Source organism: Flavobacterium keumense, from assembly GCF_029866485.1.
Lineage (GTDB): Bacteria > Bacteroidota > Bacteroidia > Flavobacteriales > Flavobacteriaceae > Flavobacterium > Flavobacterium keumense.
In genome coordinates, this window is record NZ_CP092332.1 from 359,104 (window position 1) to 373,691 (window position 14,588).

A 14,588-nucleotide genomic window follows, 5' to 3' on the forward strand; every position below is an offset into this window, starting at 1 on the left:
TAATAATTTGATTAATAGTGACATTTACCACACTCTAAACCTCCCATTTGAGCAGCAGTTAATTTCTCTACTCCATATTTTTTAGAAAGTTGTTCGTGGATTTTGGTATAATATTCATTCCCTTCCATTTTAACATCGGTTTTTCTATGGCAATCAATACACCATCCCATTGTTAGAGGAGCAAATTGTTTTTGAATTTCATATTCTTGAACAGGACCGTGACATGTTTGACATTCAATTCCTGCAACAGTTACGTGTTGCGAGTGATTGAAATAAACAAAATCAGGTAAATTATGAATACGAACCCATTTAACAGGTTGTGTTTTTCCAGTATACGATTGAGTAGTTTTATCCCAACCCACAGCTGTGTATAATTTTTGGATTTGTTCATCATAAAATGCTTTGCTGTACTCAGGAGTAGCGGTAGTTTCTGCCACCTCAGAAATATTCTTGTGACAGTTCATACAAACATTTAAAGAAGGGATACCTGCATTTTTACTAACTCTAGCAGCAGAGTGACAATATTTACAATTAATCTCATTATCACCAGCGTGAATTTTATGAGAATAATGAATTGGTTGAATCGGAGCATACTCTTGATCAACACCCACTTGCATTAAATATCCATAAACCAAATAAGCACCAGACAACAATAAGAATATTACTGTAACCAATATTAAAAATTGATTTTTAACAAATGCTTTCCAAATAGAAATTCTTGGTTCTTTCGGAGCAACCTCAATATTATTAGCCTTAGCTACTTTTCTTAACACATTGTTCACCAAAAACAACATTACAACAAGCATCGCCATCACCAAAGCAAGCGCACCCAAAATAATATTATTCGACAACCCAGCTTCTGATGGAGCAACACCTTCAGCACCTGGAGTAGCAGCACCCGCAACTTTAGGAGCTTCTTCTTTAGGAGTTGAAGTATATGCTATAATATTATCAATATCTCCTTCAGACAGTTGAGGAAAAGCAGTCATTACTACTTTATTGTTCTCTTCAAACACCTTAACTGCAGCAGCATCACCTGACTTAATTAAGTCAGAACTATTATGAACCCATTTGTAGATCCATGACATCTCATATTTACCAGCTACCCCTCTAAGAGCAGGACCTGTAGATTTAGCATCTAATTTATGACACGCAGCACAATTTGCATTGAATAGTTCTTTCCCTTTTACAGGATCTCCACCGGTTGTAGCGGCGGGAGCCGCCGTAGCATCAGTAGCTGCTGGTACAGCATCTTGAGCAAATGATGATACAGAGAAAACTAGCATTAAAGCTAAGCAGAAATATAATTTCTTTAAGATCGAATTATGGTTACCCATCTTTTTCATATAGTACAATAATTATCTACTAAAATTGTCATCATTTTTCGAATATTTTCAAAAAAACGAATACACTCTTTTTAAACTTGCACAAAAATACGACTTAAGAACTATTCTCAAAACCTTAAAATAGTCTTAAATTCAATTTATATTAATTCTAAATAACTTTTAAATAAAACATTTCCTTATTAAGTATTATTTTTGCATAAAAACCACCACATTATGAGAATTTTAAGTACTACTAATTTTGTTTTATATTTAGTTTTATTCTACTTCCAAAGCTTTTATTCCTATTCACAAAATTCAAAAACAGCAAGCAATATTGATGAAAAAATAGATGTTTTATTAAATGAAAAAAGAAAATATAACCCTGCAATTATCGCAAATGATCGTTACAAAATTCAAATATTTAGTGGCGAAAGTGAAAAAGCAAAAAAAATAGTGCAAACTTTCAAACAAGAATATAAAGACATTGATGTTACAATTGTGTTTAACACTCCTAATTATAAGGTATGGGTAGGTAATTTTAGATCACGAATAGAGGCAGAAAGAAACTTAATTATGATAAGAAAAAAATATAAAACCACTCTTCTTATAAAACCCAATAAGTACTAAATTCAGTTTATCAAGTATAAAAAAACCCGGATTTTCCGGGTTTTTTTATACTTGATAAGAAACTATTTCAATTTCTTTTTAATAGCAACTTCATGATAAGCTTCAATAACATCATTCACCTCAATATCATTAAATCCTTTAATTTGGATTCCACAGTCATATCCTTTTGTAACCTCCTTAACATCATCTTTAAATCGTTTTAACGCTGTTAATTCACCATCAAATACAACCACACCTTCTCTCACTACCCTAACCTTAGCTACTCTTGTAATTTTGCCGTCTGTTACCATACATCCCGCAATTGACCCTACTTTGGAAATCTTAAATATCTCTCTAATTTCAGCAGTTCCCAACACTTCCTCTTTCATTTCTGGAGCTAACATGCCTTCCATAGCATCTTTTAAGTCATCAATAGCTGCATATATAATTGAATAATAACGGATATCAATTTCTTCTTTATCTGCTAATTGTCTTGCATTCCCTGCTGGACGAACGTTAAACCCAATAATAATTGCATCTGAAGCAGAAGCTAACATAACATCCGTTTCTGTAATTGCACCAACTCCTTTATGAATAATATTGATTTGAACTTCTTCGGTAGATAATTTAGAGAACGAATCTGACAATGCTTCAACAGAACCGTCAACGTCTCCTTTAAGAATTACATTCAATTCTTTAAATTGTCCTAAAGCGATTCTTCGTCCAATCTCATCTAACGTAATATGACGTTGAGTTCTTACCGATTGTTCACGCATCAATTGTGAACGTTTTGAAGCTATTTGTTTGGCTTCTTTTTCATCTTCAAAAATATTGAACTTATCTCCTGCAGTCGCCGCTCCATCCAAACCTAACACAGATACTGGTGTTGAAGGACCTGCTTCTTTAACTACATGCCCTCTTTCATCGTGCATGGCTTTAATTTTACCATGATGTTTTCCAGCCAACATGTAATCTCCAATTCTCAAAGTTCCATGCTGTACCAATAAAGTAGACACGTATCCTTTTCCTTTATCTAAATACGCTTCAACAACTGTACCTTGAGCCAATTTATTTGGATTAGATTTCAAATCTAAAATCTCTGCCTCAAGTAGTACTTTTTCCAACAACTCTTTTACTCCCAACCCTGTTTTTGCAGAAATATCATGCGATTGGATTTTACCTCCCCAATCTTCTACTAATAAATTCATCCCGGCTAATCTTTCTTTAATTTTATCTGGATTAGCGTTTGGTTTATCTACCTTATTTATTGCAAAAATAATTGGAACTCCAGCAGCTTGAGCATGACTTATAGCTTCTTTCGTTTGTGGCATAATGTCGTCATCTGCCGCGATTACAATAATAGCGATATCTGTAACTTGAGCACCACGAGCACGCATAGCAGTAAATGCTTCGTGTCCAGGAGTATCTAAAAAAGCTATTTTTTGACCATTGTCTAGTGTAACACCGTATGCTCCAATATGCTGTGTTATTCCGCCTGATTCTCCTGCAATTACATTTTCTTTACGAATGTAATCTAACAATGAGGTTTTACCATGATCAACATGTCCCATTACAGTAACAATTGGAGCTCTAGTTACTAAATCTTCTGCTTTGTCTTCAACAACTTCGATTGCTTCTTCAATATCTACAGTAATAAATTCAACATCATATCCAAATTCATCAGCTACAATTGTTAATGTTTCAGCGTCCAATCGTTGGTTCATTGTTACCATAATTCCAAGCGACATACACGTACCAATTACTTTAGTAATAGGTACATCCATCATAATTGCGATTTCACCAACCGTAACAAATTCAGTAACTTTAATTGTCTTACTACCTTCGTCTAAAGCTCTTTGCTCTTCGTCTGATTTTTGTCGGTGCGTATCTCTTTTATCTCTTCTGTATTTTGCAGCTTTAGATTTACCTCCCTTTCCTTGAAGTTTTTCTAAAGTCTCACGGATTTGATTTTTAACTTCTTCCTCAGTCGGTTCTACTTTTGCAACAACAGCAGGTCTGTTCCCTTTTATAAAACCAGGTTTACCTCCTCTATTTGCATTGAAACCTCCTCCAGTATTTGGAATGATTTTATTCGGATTTGTAGCTCCTGGCTCACCTGATGTTGATGGCTTAGCTACAATTCTTTTCCTTTTATTTTTACCTGCATTAGCACCAACACCTGGTAGTCCTGGTTTGTTTGGAGTAATTTTAGGATCTTCTTTTTTCTTTTTAGGTTTATTGAACTGAGACAGGTCAATTGTCTGACCTGTCAAAGTAGCTCCTGATAATTTTTGATATTGTGTTGTTATTGTTTCATCTAAAGACGATTCAATTTTAATTTCTTCTTTTGAAACAATTGAATTGTTGTCTACCTTAACATTTTCTTCAATAACTTGCTTTTTTTCCTTCTTGTCTAGAGAACTAGTCGCATTAGCAACTTCAGATTTATCTACTTCATCCGAAGACGAACCTAGGGTTTTTTTAGGGTTTAATTCTATTTTGCCTACTTGTACAGGACCTGTTACAACTGCTTTTGCTTTGATAACTTCTTGACGTTGTTCTTCTTGTCTGCGTTTGTCTTCTATTTCCTGTTCACGCTGAATACGTAGTGCTTCTTTTTCCTTTTTCTTCTCCTCACTTACTTCTTTAGAAGCCTCCTTATTTCCCTTATCGCCGGCAAACTGACTTTGTAGAATACTAAATTCACGTTCAGAAATTTTTGCATTTGGATTTGCATCAATAGCAATTCCTTTATCTTTTAGATAGTCGACTGCTCTTTCTAACGAAATGTTTAATTCCCTTAAAACCTTGTTTATTCTTATTACTCTCTCTTCAGACATAAATTTTTTTATTATTATCTTTTAGTTGTGTTTTTTGAGCTAAAACCTTCTAATCAAAGAAAAAAATTAAAGTTAAGCTATTTAAATTGTTTGATTAATTATCAAACTCTTCTTTTAATATTTTGATTACATCTATAATTGTTTCTTCTTCTAGATCTGTTCTTCTAACTAAATCCTCAATATCTTGGTTCAAGACACTTCTAGCAGTATCTAGCCCTATTTTAGCAAATTCGTCAATAATCCACTCGTCAATTTCGTCTGAAAACTCAGTTAATTCAATATCATCCTCTTCACCATTGTCAGAAACTCCCTCTCTAATAACATCTAATTCATAGCCTGTCAACAAACCTGCTAATTTAATATTATGTCCTCCTCTTCCGATTGCTTTTGAAACTTCTTCTAATTTCAAGAAAACCTCAGCTCTTTTGGTTTCTTCATTAATTTTTACTGAAGAAATCTTTGCTGGACTTAAAGCACGTGTAATATATAGCTGAATATTATTTGTGTAATTAATTACATCTATATTCTCATTCCCTAATTCACGAACTATCCCGTGAATACGAGACCCTTTCATTCCAACACAAGCACCCACTGGATCAATTCTATCATCATATGAATCTACAGCTACTTTAGCTTTTTCTCCTGGAATTCTTACCACATTTTTAACCATAATTAAACCGTCAAAAACTTCCGGAATCTCTTGTTCAAATAATTTCTCTAAAAATTTATCTGATGTTCGAGACATAATAATTTGAGGCTTGTTACCTTTTAATTCAACGCTTTCAATAATCCCTCGCACATTATCTCCTTTTCGGAAAAAATCAGAAGGAATCTGTTTTTCTTTTGGCAATACAATTTCGTTACCTTCGTCATCCACCAAAATAACAACCTTAGGCCTTACGTGATGTACTTCGGCAGTGTAAATTTCTCCTATAATATCTTTAAATTGCTTATATAGATTTGTATTATCATGCTCATGAATTTTAGAAATCAAATTTTGACGCAATGCCAAAATGGCTCTTCTTCCTAAATCAACTAATTTTACTTCCTCGGAAACTTCTTCACCAATTTCAAAGTCTGCTTCAATTTTTCTTGCTTCAGTTAATGTTATTTCTTCATTTTCAAGATCTAAATCGTCATCGGCAACAATAACTCTTCGTCTCCAGATTTCCATATCTCCTTTATCTGGATTGATTATAATATCAAAATTATCATCTGATCCATATTTTTTCTTTAATGCATTTCTAAATACATCTTCCAATATTGCCATAAGCGTTACACGATCAATAAGTTTATCATCTTTAAACTCTGAAAATGAATCGATTAATGCTAAATTTTCCATGCGAATTTTCTATTAAAATGTTACTGTAACAATTGCTTCTTTAATATCTGTATAAGGAAGTTCTACTATTTTTTGAACTGTTTCTTTTCCTTTTCCTAGTTTTTTAGGTTCTCTTGCTTGCCAAGACAAAGTTACGAATTCATCATTAGCTTGTACTAATTCTGCTTCGATATTTTCTGTTGATGTCTTCACTATCAAGGTTCTACCTATATTTTTTTTATACTGTCTTACTAATTTTAGAGGAGATCCAATGCCCACAGAAGCGACCTCCAAAGAAAAATCTTGTTCTTCTCTATCCAAATTTTCTTCAATTGCACGACTCACATCGATACAATCTTGTAGCATCACCCCATTATCTCCATCTAAGTTGACACTAATTTTAAAGGCTTCTGTAATTGTAAAGTCAATTAAAAAAAGAGTTGGTTTGTTTTCTAGACAATCTTCCAATATTGTTTTTACCTTTTCTTTGAATGTCATAATTGTATAAAAAGAGGGGACTTTCGTCCCCTCATTATCTAGATTTTTTAATAAATAACGATGCAAATATAAAACTTTTTTTAATATTTTGAATACTCAATGATTTAAAAATATTCCTAATCAAAAAAACAACTCTTATAAAACATAATTATAAAAAATTTCAAAACATTAGATTTGCTCTTGTACTAAACTAATTATAGCATTAGCATCTAATTCACCAGACTGCCTCCAAACCATTTGACCTTCTTTATAAATCATAAGGGTAGGGAGCCCCTTAATTCTGAGGGCATCTGCCAACTCTTGATTTTTATCTACATCTATCTTTATCACTTTAGCTTTATCACCAAGTGCTGCTGCCACATCTCTTATCACTGGATGCATAGAAACAGATGACTCATTCCAATCGGTATAAAAATCAATTAACACCGGAATTTGTGCATTTATAAGTTCTCCAAATTTTGACATAAACCAAAAATTTAATTAGTATAATCTGCTTTAAAAGAGACAAATATTTTACAAATGTAACATTTTTAACTAATTACACTACATTATTCCCTTTTTTTAGCTCTATTACCGTAATTTCAGGCATAATTCCAACTCTTCCAGAGTACGCATGAAACCCAAATCCTCGATTCACATATACATACCTGCCTTTATTTTCATATAAACCTGCCCATTGTTTATACACATATTGTGCCAAACTCCATTTAAAATAGCCCGGAATTTCAATTCCAAACTGCATTCCGTGTGTATGACCCGATAAAGTGAGATGAAAATTTTTCTTGTGATGTTGCACTATATAGTCCCAATGACTTGGATCGTGACTCATCAAAATTTTAAAATCGTTTTTGTCTAATCCTTCAGAAGCTTTATCTAAATCGCCTAATTTTTTAAAATTATGTCCCCAATTTTCAACACCAACTAAAGCTATTTTTTGATCGCCTTTTTCAATGAAAGTGTGTTTATTTAAAAGTAATTTAAAATCAATTTGCCCATACAAGTCCTTAATAGCTTGGAAATTTGCTTCTTTCTCTTTTTCAGAAGGCCAAGTCACATATTCGCCATAATCATGATTGCCAAGAACCGAATACTTACCGTATTTATGTTCTTTAATCCTGTTAAAAACTCCTATCCAAGGAAGCATTTCTTTAGCATGCGTATTTACAATATCTCCTGTAAACAAAATCATATCTGAATCTTGTTGGTTTATCAAATCTATAGCGTAATTGATTTTTTCAGGATTATCAAAACTACCGCTATGCACATCCGAAATCTGTGTGATTTTAAACCCATCAAATTCTTCTGGTAAATCCGGGAAATAAATACGCTGCTTAATTACTTTAAAATTGTACTTCCCTTCAAAAATACCATACACCAAAGATAAAAAAGGAATAGACGCTAATCCTAAACCCATCTGACTTACAAATTTTCTTCGTGAAGCAAAGAAAGGCTGATCTTTCTTCTTCTTTGCCAAATAATTTACAGATCCTTTTCCTACTCTGAAAAAATCTTCAGTAAGCATAACGATTGCCAAAACTGCTTTAGGTAAATACACCATTAATGCAAATCCTAATACTATCATTGTTTTTCTAGTTTGACCAATTGAACGATCAAATTGAGAAACAGAATAGATAAAATAAACCGCCAACAAGAGTGAAATCGCTTGATACAACACCAGCATTTTTTTTCGTTTCAAAAGTGTTCGAAGTGCCTGAAAGGAAAACCACTCTATAGCACCCCAAATTAGAAAAAAGATTAGTAAAACAGTAATCATTAAATTAGGACAATAACGTATTAATAAGAGGCAAAATAACAACTTAATTGCACAAAACAGGCTTTAATTAATTAAAATTTAACTCTAAAAGAAAACTTTCGTTCGGTTTCCTTATTTTTACGGATTCAAATTTTAGAACAAAAACAAATGTCTGCTAAAAAACGTCTTTTTCTCCTTGATGCCTACGCCTTAATTTTTAGAGGGTATTATGCCTTCATAAAAAATCCAAGAATTAACTCTAAAGGATTAGACACATCCGCCATTATGGGATTTATGAATTCTTTAATGGATGTGATTAAACGAGAAAAACCAGATCATTTGGCTGTTGCTTTTGATAACGGAGGTAGTGATTTACGGAATGAGATTTTTCCAGAATACAAAGCCCATCGAGATGCTACGCCCGAAGCTATCAAAATTGCGGTTCCTTATATTCAAGAATTACTTCGTGCCATGCACATTCCTATTATTGAGGTAAAAGGATACGAAGCGGATGACTTAATTGGTACTATTGCTAAACAAGCGGAAAAACAGAATTATCAAGTTTTCATGGTAACACCTGATAAAGATTATGCGCAACTAGTTTCAGAAAATATTTTCATGTACAAACCTGCCCGAATGGGTAACGGAATCGAAATTTGGGGAATCCCTGAAGTTTTAGAAAAATTTGAAGTAGAACGACCGGAACAGGTGATTGATTTCCTGGGTATGATGGGAGATGCAGCGGATAATATTCCTGGTTTGCCTGGAGTAGGCGAAGTAACCGCTAAAAAATTATTAAAAGAATTTGGCTCTATGGAGAACCTTTTAGCAAATACAGACAAGCTGAAAGGAAAAATGAAGGATAATATTGAAGCCAATAAAGACAAAGGAATTTTATCTAAAACTTTGGCAACCATCTTATTAGATTGCCCCGTTCAATTTGATGAAACCGATTACGAGTTATCTACTCCCGATGTAGACAAAACAGATGCTTTATTTAAGGAATTGGAATTTCGTAGAATGGCAGAACAATTTGATGCCATTTTCAGAAAAGGAGAAACAGCACCCGTAATAGACGAAGCCAAATTATATAAAAAACCACAACCTAAAACTGAAGAACAATTTGATCTTTTTGGAAGTGCTATTAATGAAGGTTCCGAAGAAACACGTCACCAATATTACAATTCGTTAAAAAACACGGAGCATTCGTATCAAATTATTCAAGGTGATTTAGGAATCAAATTATTATTGCAGAACCTACAAAACCAAACTTCGGTTTGTTTTGATACCGAAACAACAGGATTAGACGCCTTACACGCCGAATTGGTCGGGATTTCATTTTCGTATGAAAAAGGAAAAGGATTTTACGTTCCATTTCCTGAGAACCAAACAGAAGCTCAACCTTTAATTGAAAAATTAATTCCTTTTTTCGAAAATGAAAACATTGAAAAAATAGGTCAGAATTTAAAATATGATTTAAAAGTATTGTCGAATTATGGCATTACTGTAAAAGGTAAATTATTCGACACCATGATTGCACATTATCTAATCAACCCGGATATGCGTCACAATATGGATATTTTATCTGAAACGTATTTGAAATATGCACCTCAATCTATTGAAACGCTAATTGGCAAAAAGGGGAAAAATCAAAAATCGATGCGTGAGGTTCCTTTAGAGGAAATAAAAGAATATGCGGTAGAAGATGCTGATGTAACCTTACAGCTTTCTGAACTATTCAATACTGAACTAGAGAAAACACACACTAAAAAATTATTTGAAGAAATCGAAATTCCTTTGGTTACTGTTTTGGCAAGTATGGAAACAGAAGGAATCAATCTAGACGTTCCATTTTTACACTCTTTATCGAAAGAATTAGGTGACGATATTTCTCAATTGGAAAGTCGCATTTACGAAATTGCAGGAGAAAAATTCAATTTGGCTTCCCCTAAACAATTGGGAGATATTTTATTTGACAAACTAAAAATTGGCGGAGCCAAACAAAAGAAAACCAAAACTGGTCAATATGCTACTGGTGAAGAAATTCTAAGTTATTTAGCCAAAGACAACGAAATTGTGAGCGCTATTTTAGATTGGCGTTCACTTGTTAAATTACAAAATACTTATGTAGAAGCTTTGCCTTTGCAAGTGGATTCTAAAACGCATCGCGTTCATACTGATTATATGCAAACCGTAGCCGCTACAGGACGTTTAAGCTCTAACAACCCTAATTTGCAGAACATCCCGATTCGAACAGAACGCGGAAGACAAATCAGAAAAGCTTTCATTGCTCGAGACGAAAACCATACGCTACTCTCTGCCGATTATTCTCAAATCGAATTGCGGATCATTGCTGCTTTGAGCGGAGAAGAAAATATGATTAAAGCTTTTCAACATGGAGAAGACATTCATAAAAGCACCGCTGCAAAAGTTTTTAATGTGCCTTTAGAGGAAGTTACCAAAGAACAACGTAGTCACGCTAAAACGGTCAACTTCGGAATTATATACGGTGTTTCTGCTTTTGGGTTAAGCAATCAAACCTCTTTATCCCGTGCCGAAAGTGCCGCACTAATTGAAGCGTATTACAACACTTATCCGAAACTAAAATCATACATTCAAGAACAGATTGAAAATGCACGAGAGAAAGGTTTTGTACAAACCATTTTAGGGCGTCGCCGTTATTTAAAAGACATCAACTCGGCCAATGCAGTAGTACGTGGCGCGGCAGAACGAAATGCAGTCAATGCTCCTATTCAAGGAAGTGCCGCAGATATTATCAAAATCGCCATGATTAATATTCACAAAAGGCTGATTGCAGAAAATTGGAAATCTAAAATGTTATTGCAAGTTCACGACGAATTGGTATTTGATGTTCACAATAGTGAAATAGAAAAAATTCAACCAATGATAAAACACGAGATGGAACAAGCTGTTATTTTAAGTGTTCCATTGGAAGTGGAAATTGGAATAGGAAAAGATTGGCTCGAAGCACATTAAAACCATAAAAAAATCCATTCAATGAATGGATTTTTAGTTTTTATACTCTTGCGGTTGTTTCACGCTCTTTCAAAACAGTTTTAATAACTTTAGTCACATAAGGTGGTTCTTGTTCTGAATCGTCTTCCAAACGGCTAATCAATAATTTTGCAGCCTCTTCTCCTACCTCAATTCCATGCTGACTCACTGTAGTTAAACTTGGTGACAATCTTCTTGAAGCTAAAATACCATCGGCGAACCCAATAATACAAAGTTCTTCTGGAATTTTATATCCTTTTTTCAATCCCATTCGCAAAGCCGCAACCGAATCATTTTCTTCTAAAGCGAAAATGCCGTCAATTTTATTATTGGCAAAAACAGATTCCATTTTTTCTTTTAAATCTTCTTCAGAATCTGTTCTAATGATCAAGGAATTATTTACTGGAATATTGTTTTTTTCTAATGCTTTCAAATAACCTTCGAATCGCAATTTTCCTACGCTCAAGTTATCTATAGAAGAGAGTAAAGCAATGTTTTTACATCCTAAATCGATTAAACGCTGGGTAGAATCTAAGGCTGAATCAAAATCATCCACCACCACTTTATCACAATCAATTCCTTCAGCAATTCTATCAAACATCACGATAGGGGTTCCATCGTTGATAATTTCCTTGAAGTGATCGTAATTATTTTGTTTTTGAGCTTCTTCAGAAACTGATAAAATAAATCCGTCAATGGTTCCATTACTCAACATTTCTAGGGTATGTGCTTCTTTTTCTAAAGACTCATTGGAGATACACATAATAACATTATATCCTTTTTCGTCAGCCACTTTTTCAATTCCGCTAAACACTTTGGCAAAAAACGAATTTAAAATATCAGGAATAATAACACCTATGGTTTTCGTTTTCCTATTCTTCAGATTCAATCCAATAATATTTGGTTTGTAATTTTTAAGTTTAGCATATTCCTTTATCTTAATTTTAGTTTGCTCGCTAATTTCGGGGCTATCATTCAGCGCCTTTGAAACTGTAGAAACAGAAACATTAAGTTCTTTGGCGATTTGTTTTAGTGTTGCTTTAGCTTTCATATGTGGAGTTTAAAATGCTAAAATAAGAAAAAAATCGGTTGAATGAAGCGATTTGGCCAATGACCAAAAGATTATGATTCATAAAAGCATTGAAAAACCAAGCTTTTTGGTAAAATTAATCCAATTTTATCAAAAAAGAAGTTCAAAAAATACAAAAATACAAACAAGTCGTAAAACAAATCCTTTAGCTGCTGATAATCAGAACGAAATAATATTTTAGGACAATTTGTATTTCAGAAAAATAATTGTACTTTTGCATCCCCTTTATTGGGGATGGAATGTTTAATTAAAAATAAAAATTGTGAACACATTAAGCTACAAGACAATTTCAGCTAACAAAGCCACTGTATCTAAAGAGTGGATTGTTGTTGATGCTGATGGTCATAACTTAGGTCGTCTTGCTTCAAAAGTCGCTATGATTTTGAGAGGTAAATACAAGCCAAGTTATACACCGCACGTGGACTGTGGAGATAACGTAATCGTTATTAACGCAGAGAAAATCAACCTTACAGGTAACAAATTGGATGAAAAAACATACATCCGTCACACTGGTTATCCTGGAGGACAAAGAAGTTTGACTGCAAAAGTATTGCAATCAAAAAACCCAGCTTTATTAGTAGAAAAAGCTGTAAAAGGAATGTTACCTAAAAACAAATTAGGAGCTGAACTTTTTAGAAATTTAAATGTTGTTGTAGGATCTGAGCACAAACAAGGCGCTCAAAAACCTAAAACTGTTAACCTAAACGATCTTAAGTAATGGGAGTTATTCACAAAATCGGTAGAAGAAAAACCGCTGTTGCACGTGTTTATGTTTCGGAAGGAACAGGAGTAATCACTGTAAACAAAAAAGAATTCGCAACTTACTTTCCAACAGCTACTTTACAGTACAAAGTGTTACAACCAATGTCTATGACAGAAAACGCTAACAATTTTGACGTAAAAGTAAATGTTTATGGAGGTGGTTCAACTGGTCAAGCAGAAGCTGTAAGAATGGCATTAGCACGTGTAATGTGTGAAGTAAATGCAGAAAACAGAGCAATCTTGAAACCAGAAGGTTTATTAACTAGAGACCCTAGAATGGTTGAACGTAAGAAATTCGGTCAGAAGAAAGCTCGTAAGAGATTCCAATTCTCTAAACGTTAATAGTACCTGTCTTGTTCAAATGGAGCAAGACATCGTTCATTTATTATTGAATTTAAAAACACAGTTATTGTTGCTCCTACCGAGGTAGGGAATAGTTTAGCATCTAAATGTATATAGCCGAGTAATCGCCATCTATACATTGCTAATCAACAGAACGTAAACTAGTACAAAAAATGGCAAACAAAGTTGAAGTAAAAGAATTACTAGAAGCAGGTGTTCACTTCGGACACATGACTAGAAAATGGGACCCAAACATGGCTCCTTACATTTATATGGAACGTAATGGAATCCACATTATCAATCTATATAAAACTGCAGCAAAAATCGAAGAAGCTAACGAAGCTTTGAAAAAAATCGCTGCATCAGGTAGAAAAATCTTATTCGTTGCTACCAAAAAACAAGCAAAAGATATTGTAGCTGAGAAAGCTAAATCTGCAAACATGCCTTACATCACTGAAAGATGGCCAGGTGGAATGTTGACTAACTTCGTAACTATCCGTAAAGCTGTTAAAAAAATGGCTACGATTGATAAAATGAAGAAAGACGGAACATTCAATACTCTTTCAAAAAAAGAGCGTTTACAAGTAGATCGTCTTCGTGCTAAATTAGAGAAAAACTTAGGTTCTATCGCTGACATGTCTAGACTACCTGCAGCCTTGTTCGTAGTAGATATTAAAGCTGAACACATCGCTATAAAAGAAGCTCAAAAATTAAACATTCCAGTTTTTGCAATGGTAGATACGAATTCAGACCCAAGAGAGGTTGATTACGTAATCCCTGCAAATGATGATGCTTCTAAATCAATCGATAAAATTTTAACTTTAGTTACAGCTGCTGTTATTGAAGGTCTTTCTGATAGAGGATCTGAAAAAGAAGTAGAAACAGAAGAAACTCCTGCTGAAGAAGTAGAAGCTGCTCCTGCTGAAGAAACTCCAGCTACTGAAGAGTAATCAATTATTTTTAAGATTGAAGGATTTGAAGATTACAAATTATTGATTATACAATTGATAATTAAATCCTTAAATTTTTCAATCTT

Annotated in this window: 12 protein-coding genes; 5 read left to right on the plus strand and 7 right to left on the minus strand. The window is 33.7% G+C overall.

What is annotated here, in order from left to right:
• Nucleotides 1–11: 11 nt before the first annotated feature.
• Nucleotides 12–1,346 carry a c-type cytochrome gene (locus MG292_RS01530; protein WP_264534451.1) on the minus strand — a complete coding sequence of 445 codons (1,335 nt, stop codon included), beginning with the start codon at nt 1,344–1,346 and terminating at the stop codon, nt 12–14.
• Nucleotides 1,347–1,559: 213 nt separating this feature from the next.
• Between MG292_RS01530 and MG292_RS01535 the strand changes: the two genes are divergently transcribed.
• A complete protein-coding gene (locus tag MG292_RS01535; RefSeq protein WP_264534450.1) occupies nt 1,560–1,952 on the plus strand; it encodes an SPOR domain-containing protein in 393 nt (130 codons plus the stop codon).
• Between the two features lie 62 nt (nt 1,953–2,014).
• On the opposite strand, the gene infB is transcribed toward MG292_RS01535, so the two are convergent.
• The 5 genes from infB to MG292_RS01560 form a co-directional block, all read right to left on the minus strand.
• Nucleotides 2,015–4,771, minus strand: coding sequence for a translation initiation factor IF-2 (gene infB / locus MG292_RS01540; protein ID WP_264534449.1), 2,757 nt, complete (start codon nt 4,769–4,771; stop codon nt 2,015–2,017).
• A 94-nt stretch (nt 4,772–4,865) separates the two neighbouring features.
• A complete protein-coding gene (gene nusA, locus MG292_RS01545) occupies nt 4,866–6,113 on the minus strand; it encodes a transcription termination factor NusA (protein ID WP_264534448.1) in 1,248 nt (415 codons plus the stop codon).
• Nucleotides 6,114–6,125: 12 nt separating this feature from the next.
• On the minus strand, nt 6,126–6,590 hold the full coding sequence (gene rimP, locus MG292_RS01550) for a ribosome assembly cofactor RimP (RefSeq protein WP_264534447.1): 465 nt from the start codon (nt 6,588–6,590) through the stop codon (nt 6,126–6,128).
• A gap of 168 nt (nt 6,591–6,758) precedes the next feature.
• Nucleotides 6,759–7,055, minus strand: a complete 297-nt coding sequence (locus tag MG292_RS01555) for a thioredoxin family protein (protein ID WP_264534446.1) — start codon at nt 7,053–7,055, stop codon at nt 6,759–6,761.
• A gap of 73 nt (nt 7,056–7,128) precedes the next feature.
• Nucleotides 7,129–8,364 carry a metallophosphoesterase gene (locus MG292_RS01560; RefSeq protein ID WP_264534445.1) on the minus strand — a complete coding sequence of 412 codons (1,236 nt, stop codon included), beginning with the start codon at nt 8,362–8,364 and terminating at the stop codon, nt 7,129–7,131.
• Between the two features lie 147 nt (nt 8,365–8,511).
• On the opposite strand from MG292_RS01560, the gene polA reads away from it, so the two are divergent.
• Nucleotides 8,512–11,340 (plus strand): DNA polymerase I, encoded by a 2,829-nt coding sequence (polA, locus tag MG292_RS01565; protein WP_264534444.1) that lies wholly within the window; start codon nt 8,512–8,514, stop codon nt 11,338–11,340.
• A gap of 40 nt (nt 11,341–11,380) precedes the next feature.
• On the opposite strand, the gene MG292_RS01570 is transcribed toward polA, so the two are convergent.
• Nucleotides 11,381–12,409: a LacI family DNA-binding transcriptional regulator gene (locus tag MG292_RS01570; RefSeq protein ID WP_264534443.1), complete on the minus strand. Its 1,029-nt coding sequence runs from the start codon at nt 12,407–12,409 to the stop codon at nt 11,381–11,383.
• Between the two features lie 301 nt (nt 12,410–12,710).
• On the opposite strand from MG292_RS01570, the gene rplM reads away from it, so the two are divergent.
• From rplM to rpsB, 3 genes are all read left to right on the plus strand, one after another.
• Nucleotides 12,711–13,166, plus strand: a complete 456-nt coding sequence (gene rplM / locus MG292_RS01575; RefSeq protein WP_264534442.1) for a 50S ribosomal protein L13 — start codon at nt 12,711–12,713, stop codon at nt 13,164–13,166.
• The gene (rpsI, locus tag MG292_RS01580; RefSeq protein ID WP_229317674.1) at nt 13,166–13,552 is read left to right on the plus strand and encodes a 30S ribosomal protein S9; all 387 of its coding nucleotides are present in this window, start codon (nt 13,166–13,168) and stop codon (nt 13,550–13,552) included. The genes rplM and rpsI overlap by 1 nt, the downstream gene beginning before the upstream one ends.
• 173 nt (nt 13,553–13,725) lie before the next feature.
• Nucleotides 13,726–14,502 carry a 30S ribosomal protein S2 gene (rpsB, locus tag MG292_RS01585; RefSeq protein WP_264534441.1) on the plus strand — a complete coding sequence of 259 codons (777 nt, stop codon included), beginning with the start codon at nt 13,726–13,728 and terminating at the stop codon, nt 14,500–14,502.
• The last annotated feature ends 86 nt before the right edge of the window (nt 14,503–14,588 follow it).

Excerpts from the sequence above, each read along its gene's own strand:
- MG292_RS01530 (WP_264534451.1), bottom strand. The coding sequence starts at position 1,346 with ATGAAAAAGATGGGTAACCATAATTCGATCTTAAAGAAATTATATTTC.
- MG292_RS01535 (WP_264534450.1), top strand. The coding sequence starts at position 1,560 with ATGAGAATTTTAAGTACTACTAATTTTGTTTTATATTTAGTTTTATTC.
- infB (WP_264534449.1), bottom strand. The coding sequence starts at position 4,771 with ATGTCTGAAGAGAGAGTAATAAGAATAAACAAGGTTTTAAGGGAATTA.
- nusA (WP_264534448.1), bottom strand. The coding sequence starts at position 6,113 with ATGGAAAATTTAGCATTAATCGATTCATTTTCAGAGTTTAAAGATGAT.
- rimP (WP_264534447.1), bottom strand. The coding sequence starts at position 6,590 with ATGACATTCAAAGAAAAGGTAAAAACAATATTGGAAGATTGTCTAGAA.
- MG292_RS01555 (WP_264534446.1), bottom strand. The coding sequence starts at position 7,055 with ATGTCAAAATTTGGAGAACTTATAAATGCACAAATTCCGGTGTTAATT.
- MG292_RS01560 (WP_264534445.1), bottom strand. The coding sequence starts at position 8,364 with ATGATTACTGTTTTACTAATCTTTTTTCTAATTTGGGGTGCTATAGAG.
- polA (WP_264534444.1), top strand. The coding sequence starts at position 8,512 with ATGTCTGCTAAAAAACGTCTTTTTCTCCTTGATGCCTACGCCTTAATT.
- MG292_RS01570 (WP_264534443.1), bottom strand. The coding sequence starts at position 12,409 with ATGAAAGCTAAAGCAACACTAAAACAAATCGCCAAAGAACTTAATGTT.
- rpsI (WP_229317674.1), top strand. The coding sequence starts at position 13,166 with ATGGGAGTTATTCACAAAATCGGTAGAAGAAAAACCGCTGTTGCACGT.
- rpsB (WP_264534441.1), top strand. The coding sequence starts at position 13,726 with ATGGCAAACAAAGTTGAAGTAAAAGAATTACTAGAAGCAGGTGTTCAC.